This window comes from Pseudomonas sp. JV241A, assembly GCF_900275665.1.
Taxonomy (GTDB): Bacteria; Pseudomonadota; Gammaproteobacteria; order Pseudomonadales; family Pseudomonadaceae; genus Aquipseudomonas; species Aquipseudomonas wadenswilerensis.
Genome location: NZ_OPYO01000033.1, coordinates 323,462 through 337,293 on the forward strand (window position 1 = coordinate 323,462; position 13,832 = coordinate 337,293).

The 13,832-nt window shown below is 64.7% G+C and carries 13 protein-coding genes; 11 read left to right on the plus strand and 2 right to left on the minus strand.

What is annotated here, in order from left to right; genetic code table 11:
* Positions 1-10: 10 nt before the first annotated feature.
* The 6 genes from JV241A_RS23130 to JV241A_RS23155 all read left to right on the plus strand — a co-directional run bounded on the left by JV241A_RS23130 (position 11) and on the right by JV241A_RS23155 (position 7,350).
* Entirely contained in the window at positions 11-685 is a 675-nt protein-coding gene (locus JV241A_RS23130; protein WP_134064634.1) for a DUF1028 domain-containing protein, read from the plus strand.
* On the plus strand, positions 678-1,841 hold the full coding sequence (gene argE, locus JV241A_RS23135) for an acetylornithine deacetylase (protein ID WP_134064636.1): 1,164 nt from the start codon (positions 678-680) through the stop codon (positions 1,839-1,841). The genes JV241A_RS23130 and argE overlap by 8 nt, the downstream gene beginning before the upstream one ends.
* A 43-nt stretch (positions 1,842-1,884) precedes the next feature.
* Entirely contained in the window at positions 1,885-3,351 is a 1,467-nt protein-coding gene (locus JV241A_RS23140) for an aldehyde dehydrogenase (protein WP_240047901.1), read from the plus strand.
* 85 nt (positions 3,352-3,436) lie between these two features.
* Positions 3,437-4,876 carry an APC family permease gene (locus JV241A_RS23145; protein WP_115086694.1) on the plus strand — a complete coding sequence of 480 codons (1,440 nt, stop codon included), beginning with the start codon at positions 3,437-3,439 and terminating at the stop codon, positions 4,874-4,876.
* The gene (locus tag JV241A_RS23150) at positions 4,873-6,255 is read left to right on the plus strand and encodes an aspartate aminotransferase family protein (protein WP_115086693.1); all 1,383 of its coding nucleotides are present in this window, start codon (positions 4,873-4,875) and stop codon (positions 6,253-6,255) included. The genes JV241A_RS23145 and JV241A_RS23150 overlap by 4 nt, the downstream gene beginning before the upstream one ends.
* A gap of 54 nt (positions 6,256-6,309) precedes the next feature.
* A complete protein-coding gene (locus tag JV241A_RS23155; protein WP_134064640.1) occupies positions 6,310-7,350 on the plus strand; it encodes an ABC transporter substrate-binding protein in 1,041 nt (346 codons plus the stop codon).
* Between the two features lie 105 nt (positions 7,351-7,455).
* Here JV241A_RS23155 and JV241A_RS23160 read toward each other — a convergent pair whose 3' ends face one another.
* Positions 7,456-8,367, minus strand: a complete 912-nt coding sequence (locus JV241A_RS23160; protein ID WP_134064642.1) for a LysR substrate-binding domain-containing protein — start codon at positions 8,365-8,367, stop codon at positions 7,456-7,458.
* A 192-nt stretch (positions 8,368-8,559) separates the two neighbouring features.
* Between JV241A_RS23160 and JV241A_RS23165 the strand changes: the two genes are divergently transcribed.
* On the plus strand, positions 8,560-8,775 hold the full coding sequence (locus tag JV241A_RS23165) for a hypothetical protein (protein ID WP_134064644.1): 216 nt from the start codon (positions 8,560-8,562) through the stop codon (positions 8,773-8,775).
* Here JV241A_RS23165 and JV241A_RS23170 read toward each other — a convergent pair.
* A complete protein-coding gene (locus tag JV241A_RS23170) occupies positions 8,772-9,479 on the minus strand; it encodes an MgtC/SapB family protein (RefSeq protein ID WP_038995292.1) in 708 nt (235 codons plus the stop codon). The two genes, JV241A_RS23165 and JV241A_RS23170, sit on opposite strands and share 4 nt — an antisense overlap.
* A 463-nt stretch (positions 9,480-9,942) precedes the next feature.
* Here JV241A_RS23170 and JV241A_RS23175 point away from each other — a divergent pair, with 463 nt between their 5' ends.
* Genes JV241A_RS23175 through JV241A_RS23190 form a run of 4 tightly spaced genes read left to right on the plus strand, consistent with a single transcriptional unit; the run spans position 9,943 to position 13,744 of the window.
* Entirely contained in the window at positions 9,943-12,090 is a 2,148-nt protein-coding gene (locus tag JV241A_RS23175) for an FUSC family protein (RefSeq protein WP_115086690.1), read from the plus strand.
* A complete protein-coding gene (locus JV241A_RS23180) occupies positions 12,080-12,280 on the plus strand; it encodes a DUF1656 domain-containing protein (protein ID WP_115086689.1) in 201 nt (66 codons plus the stop codon). The genes JV241A_RS23175 and JV241A_RS23180 overlap by 11 nt, the downstream gene beginning before the upstream one ends.
* Before the next feature lie 3 nt (positions 12,281-12,283).
* Positions 12,284-13,225 carry an HlyD family secretion protein gene (locus tag JV241A_RS23185; protein ID WP_134064646.1) on the plus strand — a complete coding sequence of 314 codons (942 nt, stop codon included), beginning with the start codon at positions 12,284-12,286 and terminating at the stop codon, positions 13,223-13,225.
* A gap of 54 nt (positions 13,226-13,279) precedes the next feature.
* Entirely contained in the window at positions 13,280-13,744 is a 465-nt protein-coding gene (locus JV241A_RS23190; protein WP_134064649.1) for a sterol desaturase family protein, read from the plus strand.
* Positions 13,745-13,832 lie beyond the last annotated feature (88 nt).

Below are 13,832 nucleotides of genomic sequence, written 5' to 3' on the forward strand. Positions count from 1 at the left end.
GGAGCGTGCCATGACCTTCTCCATCGTTGGGCGCTGCGCCGAAACCGGCCAGCTGGGCATAGCCATCAGCTCATCCAGCATCGCCGTCGGCGCCCGCTGCCCGTGGCTGCGCACCGGCGTGGGTGCGGTGTCGAGCCAGAACATCACCTTGCCGGCCCTCGGCCCGCAAATACTCGACGGCCTCGACGAAGGCCTGGCGCCACACCAGGCCCTGGACCGCGCTTTGACGCGCAACGGCTACAGCCAGTACCGCCAGGTGGCGGTGGTCGATGCCCAGGGCCGCACGGCGCTGTTCAGCGGCAACCATGCGCTGGGCATCAATAACGCCGTGGCCGGTGAGCAATGCGTGGCCGCGGGCAACCTGCTGGCCAACAGCGCGGTGATCGAGCGCATGGTCGAGGCCTTCGAAAACAGCGAGGGCTGCCTGGCCGCCCGCTTGCTGAGCGCGCTGCAGGCCGGCCAGGACGCCGGCGGCGAAGCCGGGGCGGTGCATTCGGCGGCGCTGTCGGTGGTCGGCGAGCTGATCTGGCCGATCGTTGACCTGCGCGTGGACTGGGCCGAGGAAAACCCCATTGGCGAGCTGAACAAACTCTGGGCCGCTTATCAGCCGCAGTTGCAGGACTACCTGACCCGCGCCCTCAACCCGACCCTGGCGCCGAGCTACGGAGTGCCGGGCGATGAGTGAGCTGCGCAGCCGTGCATTGCTGGCCAGGCTGATTGGCTTTGCCACGGTCAGCCGCGATTCGAACCTGGCCCTGATCGAGTTCGTCCGCGACTACCTGCACGGCCTGGGCGTGAGCTGCGAGCTGATCTACAACACGGAGCGGACCAAGGCCAACCTGCTGGCCAGCATTGGCCCGGCAGTGGTGGGCGGTGTGGTGTTGTCGGGGCATACCGACGTGGTGCCGGTCGACGGTCAGCGGTGGACGCTCGAGCCGTTCAGCCTCACCGAGCGCGACGGCAAGCTGTACGGCCGTGGCGCCGCCGACATGAAAGGCTACCTGGCCTCGGTGCTGGCGGCAGTGCCGGTGTTTCTCGCCAGCCCCCTGCGCCGGCCGGTGCACCTGGCGTTCTCCTATGACGAGGAGGTCGGTTGCCTGGGCGTGCGCAGCCTGCTGGACGTGCTGCCCCAGCGCATCCCGCAACCGGCGCTGTGCCTGATCGGCGAACCCACCGAGCTCAAACCGGTGCTCGGCCACAAGGGCAAGCTGGCCATGCGTTGCCATGTGCACGGTGCGCCGTGCCATTCGGCCTATGCGCCTTATGGCGTCAACGCCATCGAGCAGGCGGCGCGGCTGATCGGGCGCCTGGGCGAGATCGGCCAGCGCCTGGCGGCGTCGGAGCATCACGATGCGCGCTTTGATCCGGCGTTCTCGACCGTGCAGGTCGGGGTGATCCACGGCGGCACGGCGCTGAACATTGTCCCGGCCGATTGCCGCTTCGACTTTGAAGTGCGTGCCTTGCCGGCCTTCGCGCCGCAGGCGGTGGTGGACGAGCTGCAAGCCTACGCAGAGCAAACGCTGCTGCCGGCCATGCAAGCGGTCAAGGCCGACACGGCGATTCGCTTCGAAGCGATTTCGGCCTATCCGGGCCTGGCCACCGCGCCTGAAAGCGCGGCGGCGCGACTGGTGGCGCAGCTGTGCGGCAGCGACGCCTTCAGCACTGTGGCCTTTGGTACCGAAGGCGGCTTGTTCGACCAGGCCGGGATCCCGGCCGTGGTGTGCGGGCCGGGCAGCATGGACCAGGGCCACAAGCCGGATGAATTTGTCAGCGTCGAGCAGATGGCGGCCTGTGACCGCTTGATGGACCGCCTGGCCGAATACCTCTCCAACAACGGATAACAACAAGGAGTCTGCGGTGAAGCATTTCAACGAGTGGACAACCCTGGCGCAACAGCAGCGCCTGATCGACAGCGCGTTTATCGAAGGCGAGGCCTGTCAGGCCGCAAGCGGGGCGCGATTCGATGTCATCAACCCGGCCACCGGCAAGCTGCTGGCCCAGGTCGCCGCGTGCGGCCAGATCGAGGTCGACCAGGCCGTGCACAGTGCTCGCCAGGCGTTCGAGCAAGGCTCCTGGGCGAAGCGGGCACCGGCCGAGCGCAAGGCCGTGCTGCTGCGCCTGGCGCAACTGATGCTGGAGCACCGTGACGAGCTGGCCTTGCTCGACTCGCTGAGCATGGGCAAGCCGGTGATGGATGCCTGGAACATCGACGTGCCGGGCGCCGCCCATGTGTTTGCCTGGTACGGCGAAAGCCTCGACAAGCTCTACGACCAGGTGGCGCCGACTGCCAGCAATGCCCTGGCGACCATCACCCGGGTGCCGCTGGGGGTGATCGGTGCGGTGGTGCCGTGGAATTTCCCGCTGGACATGGCCGCCTGGAAGCTCGCCCCGGCATTGGCTGCGGGCAATAGCGTGGTGCTCAAGCCCGCCGAGCAATCGCCGTTCTCGGCGCTGCGCCTGGCCGAGCTGGCGATTGAAGCGGGCATTCCCAAGGGCGTGCTCAACGTCGTGCCGGGCCTGGGTGAAGAGGCCGGTCGCGCCCTGGGCCTGCACATGGACGTCGATGCCCTGGTGTTTACCGGCTCCACCGAGGTCGGCAAGTACTTCATGCAGTACGCCGCGCAGTCGAACCTCAAGCAGGTGTGGCTGGAATGCGGCGGCAAGAGCCCGAACCTGGTGTTCGCCGATTGCCAGGACCTGGACCTGGCGGCCGAGAAAGCCGCGTTCGGCATCTTCTTCAACCAGGGCGAAGTCTGCTCGGCCAACTCGCGCCTGCTGGTGCAGCGCTCGATTGCCGATGAGTTCATTCAGCGCCTGATCGACAAGGCGCGCCAATGGCTACCGGGCAATCCGCTGAACCCGGCGAGCCGCGCCGGGGCCATTGTCGACTCTCGCCAGGCGCAGCGGATCATGCACTACATCGCGCAGGCCCAGGCCGAGGGCGCCCAATTGGTCTGTGGCGGACGGCAACTGAGCTTCGACGGCTCGAGCAACTTCATCGAGCCGACGATTTTTACTGGTGTCACTGCCGACATGACCCTGGCCCGCGAAGAGGTATTCGGCCCGGTGCTGGCGGTCAGCGTGTTCGATGACGAAGACCAGGCGGTGGCCATGGCCAATGACCATATCTATGGCTTGGCGGCTTCGCTGTGGAGCGACGACCTCAACCGCGCCCACCGCGTCGCCCGACGGCTGAATGCCGGCACGGTGTCGGTGAATACCGTCGATGCCCTGGATGTGACCGTGCCCTTTGGCGGCGGCAAGCAGTCGGGCTTTGGGCGGGATCTGTCGCTGCATTCGTTCGACAAGTACACGCAGTTGAAGACGACCTGGATTCAGCTGCGTGGTTGAGGCCTGTGGGAGCGGGCTTGACCCGCGATGAGGCCAGCACAGGCAACAACTCTGTTCTTCCAATAACAACAACTCGGAGCAACCGATGAACAGCAATGCAAGCGTGCAAACCGGCGCCCTGGCGCCGCCTGCAAGTCGCAAGAAACTCGGCCTCACTGCGCTGTTGGCGGTGGCCATCGGCCTGGTGGTGTCCCAGGGCGTGATGGTGCTGATGCTGCAGGGCGTCGGCATCGCCGGCCTGGGCTTTATCGTGCCCCTGGGCCTGGCCTACCTGTTGGCCCTGAGTTACGCCTGTTCGTTCTCGGAACTGGCGCTGATGATCCCCCGCGCCGGCAGCCTGAGCACCTACACCGAAGTTGCCATCGGCCAGTTCCCGGCGATCCTCGCGACCTTTTCCGGCTACATCGTGGTGGCGATGTTCGCGCTGTCAGCCGAACTGCTGCTGATGGAGTTCATCATTGACAAGGTCTACCCGCACTCGATGCCGCCGTTGACCGTGGCCTTGGCGGTACTGGCGCTGTTCACGGTGCTCAACCTGTTCAACATCGACATCTTCGCCCGCCTGCAAACGGTGCTGGCGGTAGTGATGACCGTGGTGCTGCTGGTGATGGGCCTGAGCGCGATGAACAGCGATATTGTCGCGCCCAACCCGGCCCTGTTCGACAGTGCCCACTGGAACCCGTTGGGCCTGGGGGTGATTGCCCTGACGGCGATGGCGGTGTGGGGTTTTGTCGGCGCCGAGTTCGTCTGCCCGCTGGTAGAAGAAACCCGCCGTCCGGAGCGCAACATCCCGGGCTCGATGATGCTCGGCCTGACCATCATCTTCGTGATCATCAGCCTGTACGGGCTGGGCGCCTTGCTCACCGTGCCGCAGGCGGAACTGGCCAGTAACGGCCTGCCACATTACCTGTTCGCCACCACCGTTTTCGGTGAGGCCGGCAAGGTGTTCCTGGTCACCGCCGCAATTACCGCCACCTGCAGCACCCTCAACAGCTCGCTGGCCGCCATCCCGCGCATGCTCTTCGGCATGGCGCGCAACGGCCAGGCCTTCGGCATCTTCAAGCGTCAGGGCAAGCGCACCGGCGCGCCGTGGGTGGCGGTGCTGTTCATCGCGGCGGTCACCGGCCTGCCGTTGCTGCTGATGCACGACCATGCCGATGCGATCAACCAGCTGCTGCTGTCCGCCGCCCTGGCCTGGTTGCTGGCGTACATCATCACCCATGTCAACGTCATTGCCCTGCGCCGGCGTTACCCGCAGGTGGCGCGGCCGTTCCGTACGCCGTTCTACCCGTTGCCGCAGCTGTTCGGCATCGCCGGCATGCTGTTTGCGATCTGGAACGTCTCGCCCAGCCCGGACATGACCTTTTCGATTTTTGCCTACGCCGGCCTGGTGCTGCTGATCGTCTCGATCATCGCCGTGCTGTGGATCAAGGGCGTGATGGGCAAGCCGCTGTTCAAGCCCGAGCCGCTGGAAAGCGTGCTGGGCACTCAAAACGATAAAAACCCGCAAGGAGACTCGCAATGACCGCTCAAGTGAAACCTGTCCGTAGCACCGGCGATTACCAGGCAGCGGATGCCGCGCACCACATTCATGCCTTCCTCGACCAGAAAGCGCTGAACGCCGAAGGCCCGCGGGTGATCGTCCGTGGCGAAGGCCTGGCCTTGTGGGACAACGACGGCAAGCGCTACCTGGACGGCATGTCGGGGCTGTGGTGCACCAACCTCGGCTATGGCCGCAAGGACCTGGCCGCGGCTGCCAGCCAGCAGCTTGAGCAGCTGCCGTACTACAACATGTTCTTCCACACCACCCACCCGGCGGTGGTCGAGCTGTCCGAGCTGCTGTTCAGCCTGTTGCCCGCGCACTACAGCCACGCGATCTACACCAACTCCGGCTCCGAAGCCAACGAGGTGCTGATCCGTACCGTGCGCCGCTACTGGCAGATCCTCGGCAAGCCGCAGAAGAAGATCATGATCGGCCGCTGGAACGGCTACCACGGCTCGACCCTGGGCGCCACGGCGCTGGGCGGGATGAAATTCATGCACGACATGGGCGGGGTGATCCCCGATGTCGCGCACATCGACGAGCCGTACTGGTTCGCCCACGAAGGCGACCTGACCCCGGCCGAGTTTGGCCTGCGCGCGGCGCGCCAGCTGGAAGAAAAGATCCTCGAACTTGGCGCCGAGAACGTTGCTGCTTTCGTTGCCGAACCATTCCAGGGCGCTGGCGGCATGATCTTCCCGCCAGAAAGCTACTGGCCGGAAATCCAGCGTATCTGCCGCCAGTACGACGTGCTGCTGTGCGCTGATGAAGTGATCGGAGGCTTTGGCCGTACCGGCGAGTGGTTCGCCCACCAGCACTTCGGTTTCGAGCCCGACACCCTGTCGATCGCCAAGGGCCTGACCAGCGGCTACATCCCCATGGGCGGCCTGATCCTGTCCAAACGCATGGCGCAAGTGCTGGTGGAGCAGGGCGGGGTGTTCGCCCACGGCCTGACCTATTCCGGCCACCCGGTGGCGGCGGCGGTGGCGATTGCCAACCTCAAGGCCTTGCGCGACGAAGGCATCGTCAGCCGGGTCAAGCACGAGACCGGCCCGTACCTGCAGCGCTGCCTGCGCGAAGTGTTCGGCAACCATCCGTTGATTGGCGAGGTGCAGGGCACCGGCCTGGTTGCCGCCTTGCAGTTCGCCGAAGACAAGGCCAGCCGCAAGCGTTTTGCCAACGAGAACGACATGGCCTGGCGTTGCCGCACCCTCGGCTTTGAAGAAGGCCTGATCATCCGCTCGACCCTGGGCCGAATGATCATGGCCCCGGCCCTGGTGGCCAGCCACGCCGACATCGATGAACTGGTCGACAAGACCCGTACCGCCGTAGACCGTACCGCCCGCGAATTCGGTCGCCTGTAAGCCCAAAAGCGGCCGGCGCGCGCGGGCGTGCCGGCCTATTAGAGGAACCGCTTCATGTCCAGATCCTTGCGTTGCTGTGTTCCCTTTGCCCTGGTTTTGCTGTGCAGCGCGGTGTCGGCTGCGCCGCAGAACCTCACTGTCATCTCCTTTGGCGGTGCCACCAAGCAGGCCCAGGACAAGGCCTACTTCCAACCTTTCAACGCCAGCGGCGCAGGACGCGTGGTTGCCGGCGAGTACAACGGTGAACTGTCGAAAATCAAGGCCATGGTCGATGTCGGCCATACCAGTTGGGACGTGGTCGAAGTCGAAAGCCCGGAGCTGCTGCGCGGCTGTGACGAGGGTCTGTTCGAGCGCCTCGATCCGGCGCGCTTCGGCGACCCGGCGCAGTTCGTCCCGGGCACCCTCAGCGAGTGCGGGGTGGCCACCTACGTGTGGTCGATGGTCATGGCGTATGACAACGGCAAGCTGGCCAGGGCGCCGAGTTCCTGGGCGGACTTCTGGAACGTCGCCGACTTCCCCGGCAAGCGCGGCTTGCGCAAGGGCGCCAAGTACACCCTGGAAATCGCCTTGCTCGCCGACGGCGTCAAATCCGAGCTGTTGTATGAAGTGCTGGGCACCGCCGAGGGCGTCAGCCGCGCCTTTGCCAAGCTGGACCAGATCAAGGGCAATATCCAGTGGTGGGAGGCCGGCGCACAACCGGCGCAGTGGCTGATCGCCGGAGACGTGGTCATGAGCGCGGCCTACAACGGCCGGATTGCCTCGGCGCAGAAGGAGGGCATGAAGCTCAGTATCGTCTGGCCGCAGAGCCTGTACGATCCGGAATACTGGGCGGTGGTCAAGGGCACGCCGAACAAGGCCCTGGCCGAGGACTTCATCGCCTTTGCCAGCCAGCCACAGACCCAGAAGGTGTTCTCCGAGCAGATCCCCTACGGGCCGGTACACCGCGAGGCATTGAAGCTGCTACCGGCGACTGTCCAGCAGCAGTTGCCGACCGCCGAAGCCAACCTGGCCGGGGCGCGGGCGGTGGATGCCGGGTTCTGGGTGGACCATGGCGAGGAGCTGGAGCAGCGCTTTAACGCCTGGGCTGCGCGCTGAGGCTGATTGGCAAGGCTTTGCCTTGCATCGCCGGCAAAGCCAGCTCCCACAGGTCAGGTGTACACCGATCCCTTGTGGGAGCCCGCGTTGCCGGCGATGAGTGCTTCAGTTCAGCCAGGCGGCAAACTGCTCCTTGCAGTAATCGACAAACAGCTGCGCAGGCTTGGTCAGCTGCGCACGCTTGAGCCAGCCGGCCACCAGTGCCGATCCGGTGACATCCTCGGCAATCTCCACACAGACCACTTCCTGGCCGTCATAGGTGCTGTGGCCATGGGGCTTGGTCACCAGCAGGGCAAAGCCAAAGCCCTGACCCACCATGCCGCGCACCATCTCGATCGATGGCGAGCTGAAGACAATGTTCGGGCTCAGTTGCAGCTCTTCGAAAATACTCACGAAATACGTCCGGCTCGGCTGCACATCCAGCAGGATCATCGGCTCCAGGGCCAGGTCACGGATCGACACCTGGGCCTGTCCGGCAAAGCGATGGCCGGCCGGCACCAGCGCATAGGGGCGCTGCGGTGCGGTCAGGGCTTCGGTCTCGATGGTGCTGTCGAGGTCGTGTTCGTAGAAGATCGCCAGGTCAAAACGCCCACCCGTCAGGCCTTGCACCAGTTCCTGCTGCTCGCCGTCCTGCAGGCGGATCTCCACGCCCGGGAAGCGCTCGCGAAAGCCGGCGATCAGGCGCGGCAGGTAGAGCGGGGCGACGGTTTCGAAGCAGCCGATGTCGATCTGGCCGCAGACCACGTCGTTGTCGGCCAGGGCGTTCTGCTCGAACTCGCGGGCCATGCGCAGCAGCTCCTGGGCCTTGCGGTAAAAACGCGCGCCACCGGGTGTCAGCGACACGCCCTGGGCGTGATGGCGGATGAACAGCTGTACGCCGAAGCTGTCTTCCAGGCCTTTGATCGCCGTGGAAATCGACGGCTGGGCAATGTACAGCTTGCGCGATGCCTCGGCGACGCTGCCGCATTCTACGGTGGTGACGAAATACTTCAGTTGTCGCAAGGTATAGGACGCCACAGTGCACCTCTGGCTGATTATTTTGCTACACGATACCCCTTGAGCGGCTGGGTGCTGCAGCGGATTTTGCTGGCCATTGAGCATATTTTCGCGGGTGTACCGTTGATCGCCTGGACGGCACGGCGGGCCAGTGCCAAGCCTCGAAACTGTACGGCGCGCATTTGCTTGCGCCGCTTTTGCGAGGTAGTTGTCATGAGTCAGCCACGTCCCGAAGATGATCCGCTCTGGAAAGATCCGCTTAACAACCCGCAACGTGAACATGATCCGGTCACCGACCCGAATGTTCCCGGCGAGCCGCAGCGGCGCGACCAGCCCCAGGACATCGAGCGCCTGCCCGATGCTCCGGACCAGGATGGCCGCTTGCCCGAGCCGGATCAGCCCACGCCGCTGTCGGACGAACGCCGTTAGTCCGCCGTCAGCTCCTGCACTTGCCAGCGCACCGAGCTGACGCCTTTCTCCAGGCTCACCCGGCTGACCAGGCGTTCCAGCTGGGTGGGTGCATCGGGGCTGCCCATCAGCTCGGCGCGCACTTCCAGCTTGGCCGGGTTGGCCAGGTCTTCGCTGTGCAACGACTGCAGGCGCAGGCCGTCGTTGCCGAAGCTGTGCAGCATCAGGCTGCGCACCTGGATCTCGTCCTCGGCACGGCAGGTAATACGCACTTCGAAACGTTGCTCGGCCTCGTTGGCCGGCAGCACGTCCTGATGATTCAGGCGCTGGGCGATGTCGCGCAGCAGGATGTTGGCGCACAGCACCACGCAGCTGCCCAGCGCCGCCTCCAGCAGCAGCCCCAGGCTGCACAGCACGCCGATGGCGGCGGTGCACCAGAGGGTGGCGGCGGTGTTCAGGCCGCGCACGTTTAGGCCATCGCGCATAATCACGCCACCGCCGAGAAAGCCGATGCCCGAGACCACATAGGCAGCGACGCGCGAGGCGTCGGTCGCGGCCATGCCCGGCACCGCCTGGGTCATCAGCACGAACAGGCAGGCGCCGGTGCTGACCAGGGCGTTGGTGCGCAGGCCGGTCAGGCGCTGGCGCAGTTGACGTTCGGCGCCGATCAGCGCCCCGAGTACCAGCGCGACGGTGACGCGCAGCAGAAATACTTTCCAATCCATAGCAAACCTCGAATCCACGGCAATACGCCGCTTTGGCACCGAACCCCGGGGGTGATGCACGTGAATAAAGAGAATGCGCAGGGCCACGAACCTTCATCACCATTGAAGGTGCAAGGTGTGCGGGAGGGAGAATGAGGATTTGTCATCCGCAAGGGATGCGAATCGCCACTAACCGCCGTGTTCGGCGTGCCAGTGGCAGAAGGAACCTGCTGAACTAGCGCGCCGTGTGGACCTGTCGCAATCGACTAGAGCTACTGTCCAATGCAGGACTCCTGTGTAGGCATGCAAAAATGCGGGCGAGAAACTAACTCTCGGGCAGCGCAGGGTCAAGGTTAAAAGCATGACAATTTTTGCATCCGCAGCGGATCGTTCCAGATATGCAACGCTGAGGGTCATCTCGTTGTCTTTCCCTGATGGGCTTCAATAGCTACTGTTTCCCTCAAAGGACTTTCGAGAGACCTGTGTGCAACCTTTGATCAATTACTGGCGACTGGTGCTGCACCCAGGCGCAGACACCTTGCGCTTCGCCCTGCGGACCATCGTCGCCTGCCTGTTGACCCTGTACCTGGCGTTCATCTTTGACCTGGACCAACCCAAGTGGTCGATCATGGCGGTGTTCATCGTCAGTCAGCCCCTGGGCGGCATGACCTTGCAGCGCAGCTTCGCCCAGGTGGTCGGCACGACCCTGGGGGCGGCGGTGGCGGTGCTGATCATGGCGTTGTTCCCGCAGGCGCCGTTGCCGTTCATCATTACCCTGGCGCTGTGGCTGGCCCTGTGTACCGCCGGCGGCACCTTGCTGCGCTACACCAGTTCGCATGCCTTCGTGCTCAGCGGTTTTACCGCCGTAGTGGTCGCGATGCTGGCGATCCCGGAACAGGACAACACCCTGATGCTGGCGATTACCCGGGTCACTGAAACCCTGCTGGCAGTGGCCTGCGTATGTGCGGTCAGCCTGCTCAGTGCGCGGCCGCAGGCGGTGGCCAGCGGGTACTTTGCCAAGGTCGACAACCTGATCAAACTCATGGCCAGCCATGCCGCGGCGGCGATTCGCGGCGAAGAGAGCGCTGCCGAGTTCAGCCAGCGGCAGATGCAGATCCTCGGCGAGATCAGCGCCCTGGAAGGCTTGCGTCGGCACCTGTACTTCGACGCGCCGCATTTGCGCGGGGCCAATGGCCTGGTGCAACTGCTGGGCAACCAACTGGTGCTGCTCAGCTCGCGGCTGACGGTGCTGCGTAACCAGAAGCTGATGATCGCCGAGCGCTGGCAAGGCGATTACCCGCAATTCATCAGCCGCCTGCTGGCCGATGAGCTGGCCTTCCTTGACCTGCTGGCGCAACAGGGCCGGGCCTTGCCAGCGGAGGCCCGCGAGCACTTCAGTGCCTTGCAGCGGCGCTTCGACCAGGCCGCGCTGCAAGCCGAGCAACTGCAAAGCGACCTGCCAACCCCGCTGCGCTCGCTGGCCTGGGCCTTGCGCTGGGAGCAGGCGCGCCTGCTTGAACAGCTGGGCGAAATGCTCGAGCTCAGCGATGCCATCCAGGAAGGCCGGCCCGGAGACTGCCTGTACCGCCAAGGGCGCACCAATCCCTTGCACCTGGACTGGCGTCTGGCGGCAATGAACGCCAGCCGCGCCTTTATCGCCCTGGTCGCTGCCGGGCTGATCTGGATAGAGACCGCCTGGGACGGTGCCCGCGCCGGAATGATCCTGGTGGGGATTCTGTGCTCGCTGATGGCGACCTTTCCGCGCCCGCTGATGGCCGCGCAGAACTATGCCCGCGGCCTGGGGTTGGCATTGGTGGTGTCGGCGCTGTACCAGTTCTGGCTGATCCCCCAGGTAGTCGACTTCGAAATGCTCGCACTGCTGTTGTTGCCTTTGCTGTATGTGGTGGCGGTGGGGTTGTCGGGGCCGATGACCGCAGGGATCGGCATGGGCCTGGGGCTGTCGAGCTTTTTGCTGTTCGGCCCGCAGAACATCGGCGCCTGGCAAAACACCGCCATCCAGTGGTTCGAGTTCGCTGGCGCGTATGTCTGTGGCGCGGCGCTGTCGCTGATGGTGTATGCCTGGATTTTCCCGTTTAACCCACAATTACGCATCGAGCGCCTGTTTCGCGAAACCCGTGAACAGGTGTATGCCTTGCTCAAGGGCCCGGCGTCGGATGAACGCCAGTTCGCCTTTGAAAGCCGCATGGTCGACCGCCTGACCCTGATTATCGGCCTGCTGCCGGCGACCCGCGACGAACGCTCGCGGGCACTGTTCGAGGTCAACCTGGGTTGCATGGCCCTGGGCGTTGCCATGCGCCAGTTGCAGGAGCAGGGCAGGGCCAACCCGTTGCTGCCAGAGGCATTGCGCGTGCAGCTTGAGCAGGTGCTGCGCAATGCCGGCCGATACATCGCCGGGCGCACCTCGGTGGTGCTGCCGAGCTTGCTGCAGACCCTGCAGGCGCTGGGTGAAAGCCTCGACAACCTGCACGGCGAACAGCTGCAGGCGCCTGCCGAGCAGCTACGCTCGCTGTTCCGTATCCGTGTCGCCTTGCTGGTGATTGCCGGCTTCTTGCGCCACTACAGCCCCTATCTTGAACCTGCTGCAGAAGGAGCCCCGGCCCTTGCCCATTGATTTCGAGATTGGCGGCGTCTATCTGCCGCCGATTGCCCAGGCCTTGTTGCTGGCGGTGCCGCTGTTGATTGCCGTGCTTTGGCTGCTGCAAAAGCTGGGGGTCATGCAGCGGGTCTGGCATCCGGCCCTGTTTGAAGGCGCGCTGTACGCCTGCCTGTGCGCGTTGATCATCCTGTACATGGGGAGCTGAACCTTGAACGAACGTGTAGCCCAGGTCTCGACCCTGGTTGTGGTGGTGCTGGCGCTGGTGCTCGGCTGGTTTGCCTGGGAGCATTACACCCGTGCGCCGTGGACCCGCGATGCGCGGGTGCGCGCCGATGTAGTGACGCTGTCGGCAGATGTCGCCGGGCGCATCGTCAGCCTCAAGGTGGCGGACAACCAGCACGTGGACAAGGGCGAGCTGCTGCTGGAGATCGACCCCGAACGTTACGCCCTGGCGGTCGAGCATGCGCGCCGCGCCATCGAGGTGGCGCAGGCCAGCGAAGGCCTGGCCCAGGCTGCGATCATCTCCAGCCAGGCCCTGCTCAAGCAGCGCCAGAGCGAAGAGCAACGGCGGCGTACCTTGAAGCAGGGCTTTGCCATCTCCGGTGAAGAATGGGAGAAATCCAGCACCGACGTTGCCGTGGCCCAGGCCGAATTGATGCGCGGCCAGGCCAACCTGAGCCTGGCAACGGCAAACGTGCAACTGGCCAGCGCCGCCTTGACCCAGGCCGAGCTGGACCTGCAACGCACGCGGATCTACGCGCCGGTCAGCGGATATGTGACCAATCTGCTGACCCGTCAGGGGGATTACGCCACTGCCGGCGGGCCGCTGCTGGCGCTGGTCGATAGCGGCTCGTTCCATATCAGCGGTTATTTCGAGGAAACCAAGCTGCCGCGCATTCACCCCGGCAGCAAGGTGGATATCGCCCTGATGAGCGGCGAACGCTTCCAGGGCACGGTGCAGAGCATCGCCTATGCCATTACCGACCGCGAAAACGCCCCCGGCAACCGCCTGCTGGCCAATATCAACCCCAGTTACACCTGGGTAAAACTGGCCCAGCGCATCCCGGTGCGCATCGAGATCGACCCGGACTATGCCGGCAAGGCCAACCTGCGTGCCGGTACCACGGCCACGGTGACGGTGCGCGAATAGGGCCGAGGTGGTAGGCTTTGTGGCGTTTCTGCCCAGCCACGCGAACCTCGACGCATGATCCTCAACCTCGCTGTATTTCTCTGCACCCTGACGGCCATGGAGGGCATCGGCTACCTGGCGCATCGTTACATCATGCACGGCTGGGGCTGGTTCCTGCATCGCTCGCACCATGAGCCGCACCTGGGGGCGCTGGAAACCAACGATGTCTACCTGCTGGCCTTGGCCCTGATCGCCTTGGCCCTGTTGGCGCTGGGCCGGGCCGGGCATGCGCCGTTGCAGTGGGTGGGGGCGGGAGTGGCGGCGTTCGGGGTGATCTACGTGATCGTCCATGACGGCATCGTCCACCGGCACTGGCCGTTCCGGCCACGGCCGCGCAACCGCTACCTCAAGCGTCTGTACCGCGCGCATATGCTCCACCATGCGTTGAAGGGGCGGGACAACAACGTGTCGTTCGGCTTTTTGTACGCGCCGCCGCTGCGCAGGTTGAAGCAACAGCTGCGGGCGCGGCAGCGCGGCTGAGATTTTCGCCGGCAAGGCCGGCTCCCACAGGGGATCTGTGCACGCCGGACCTGCCAGCGATCGAGCGCAATTTCATACAAGATTCCCA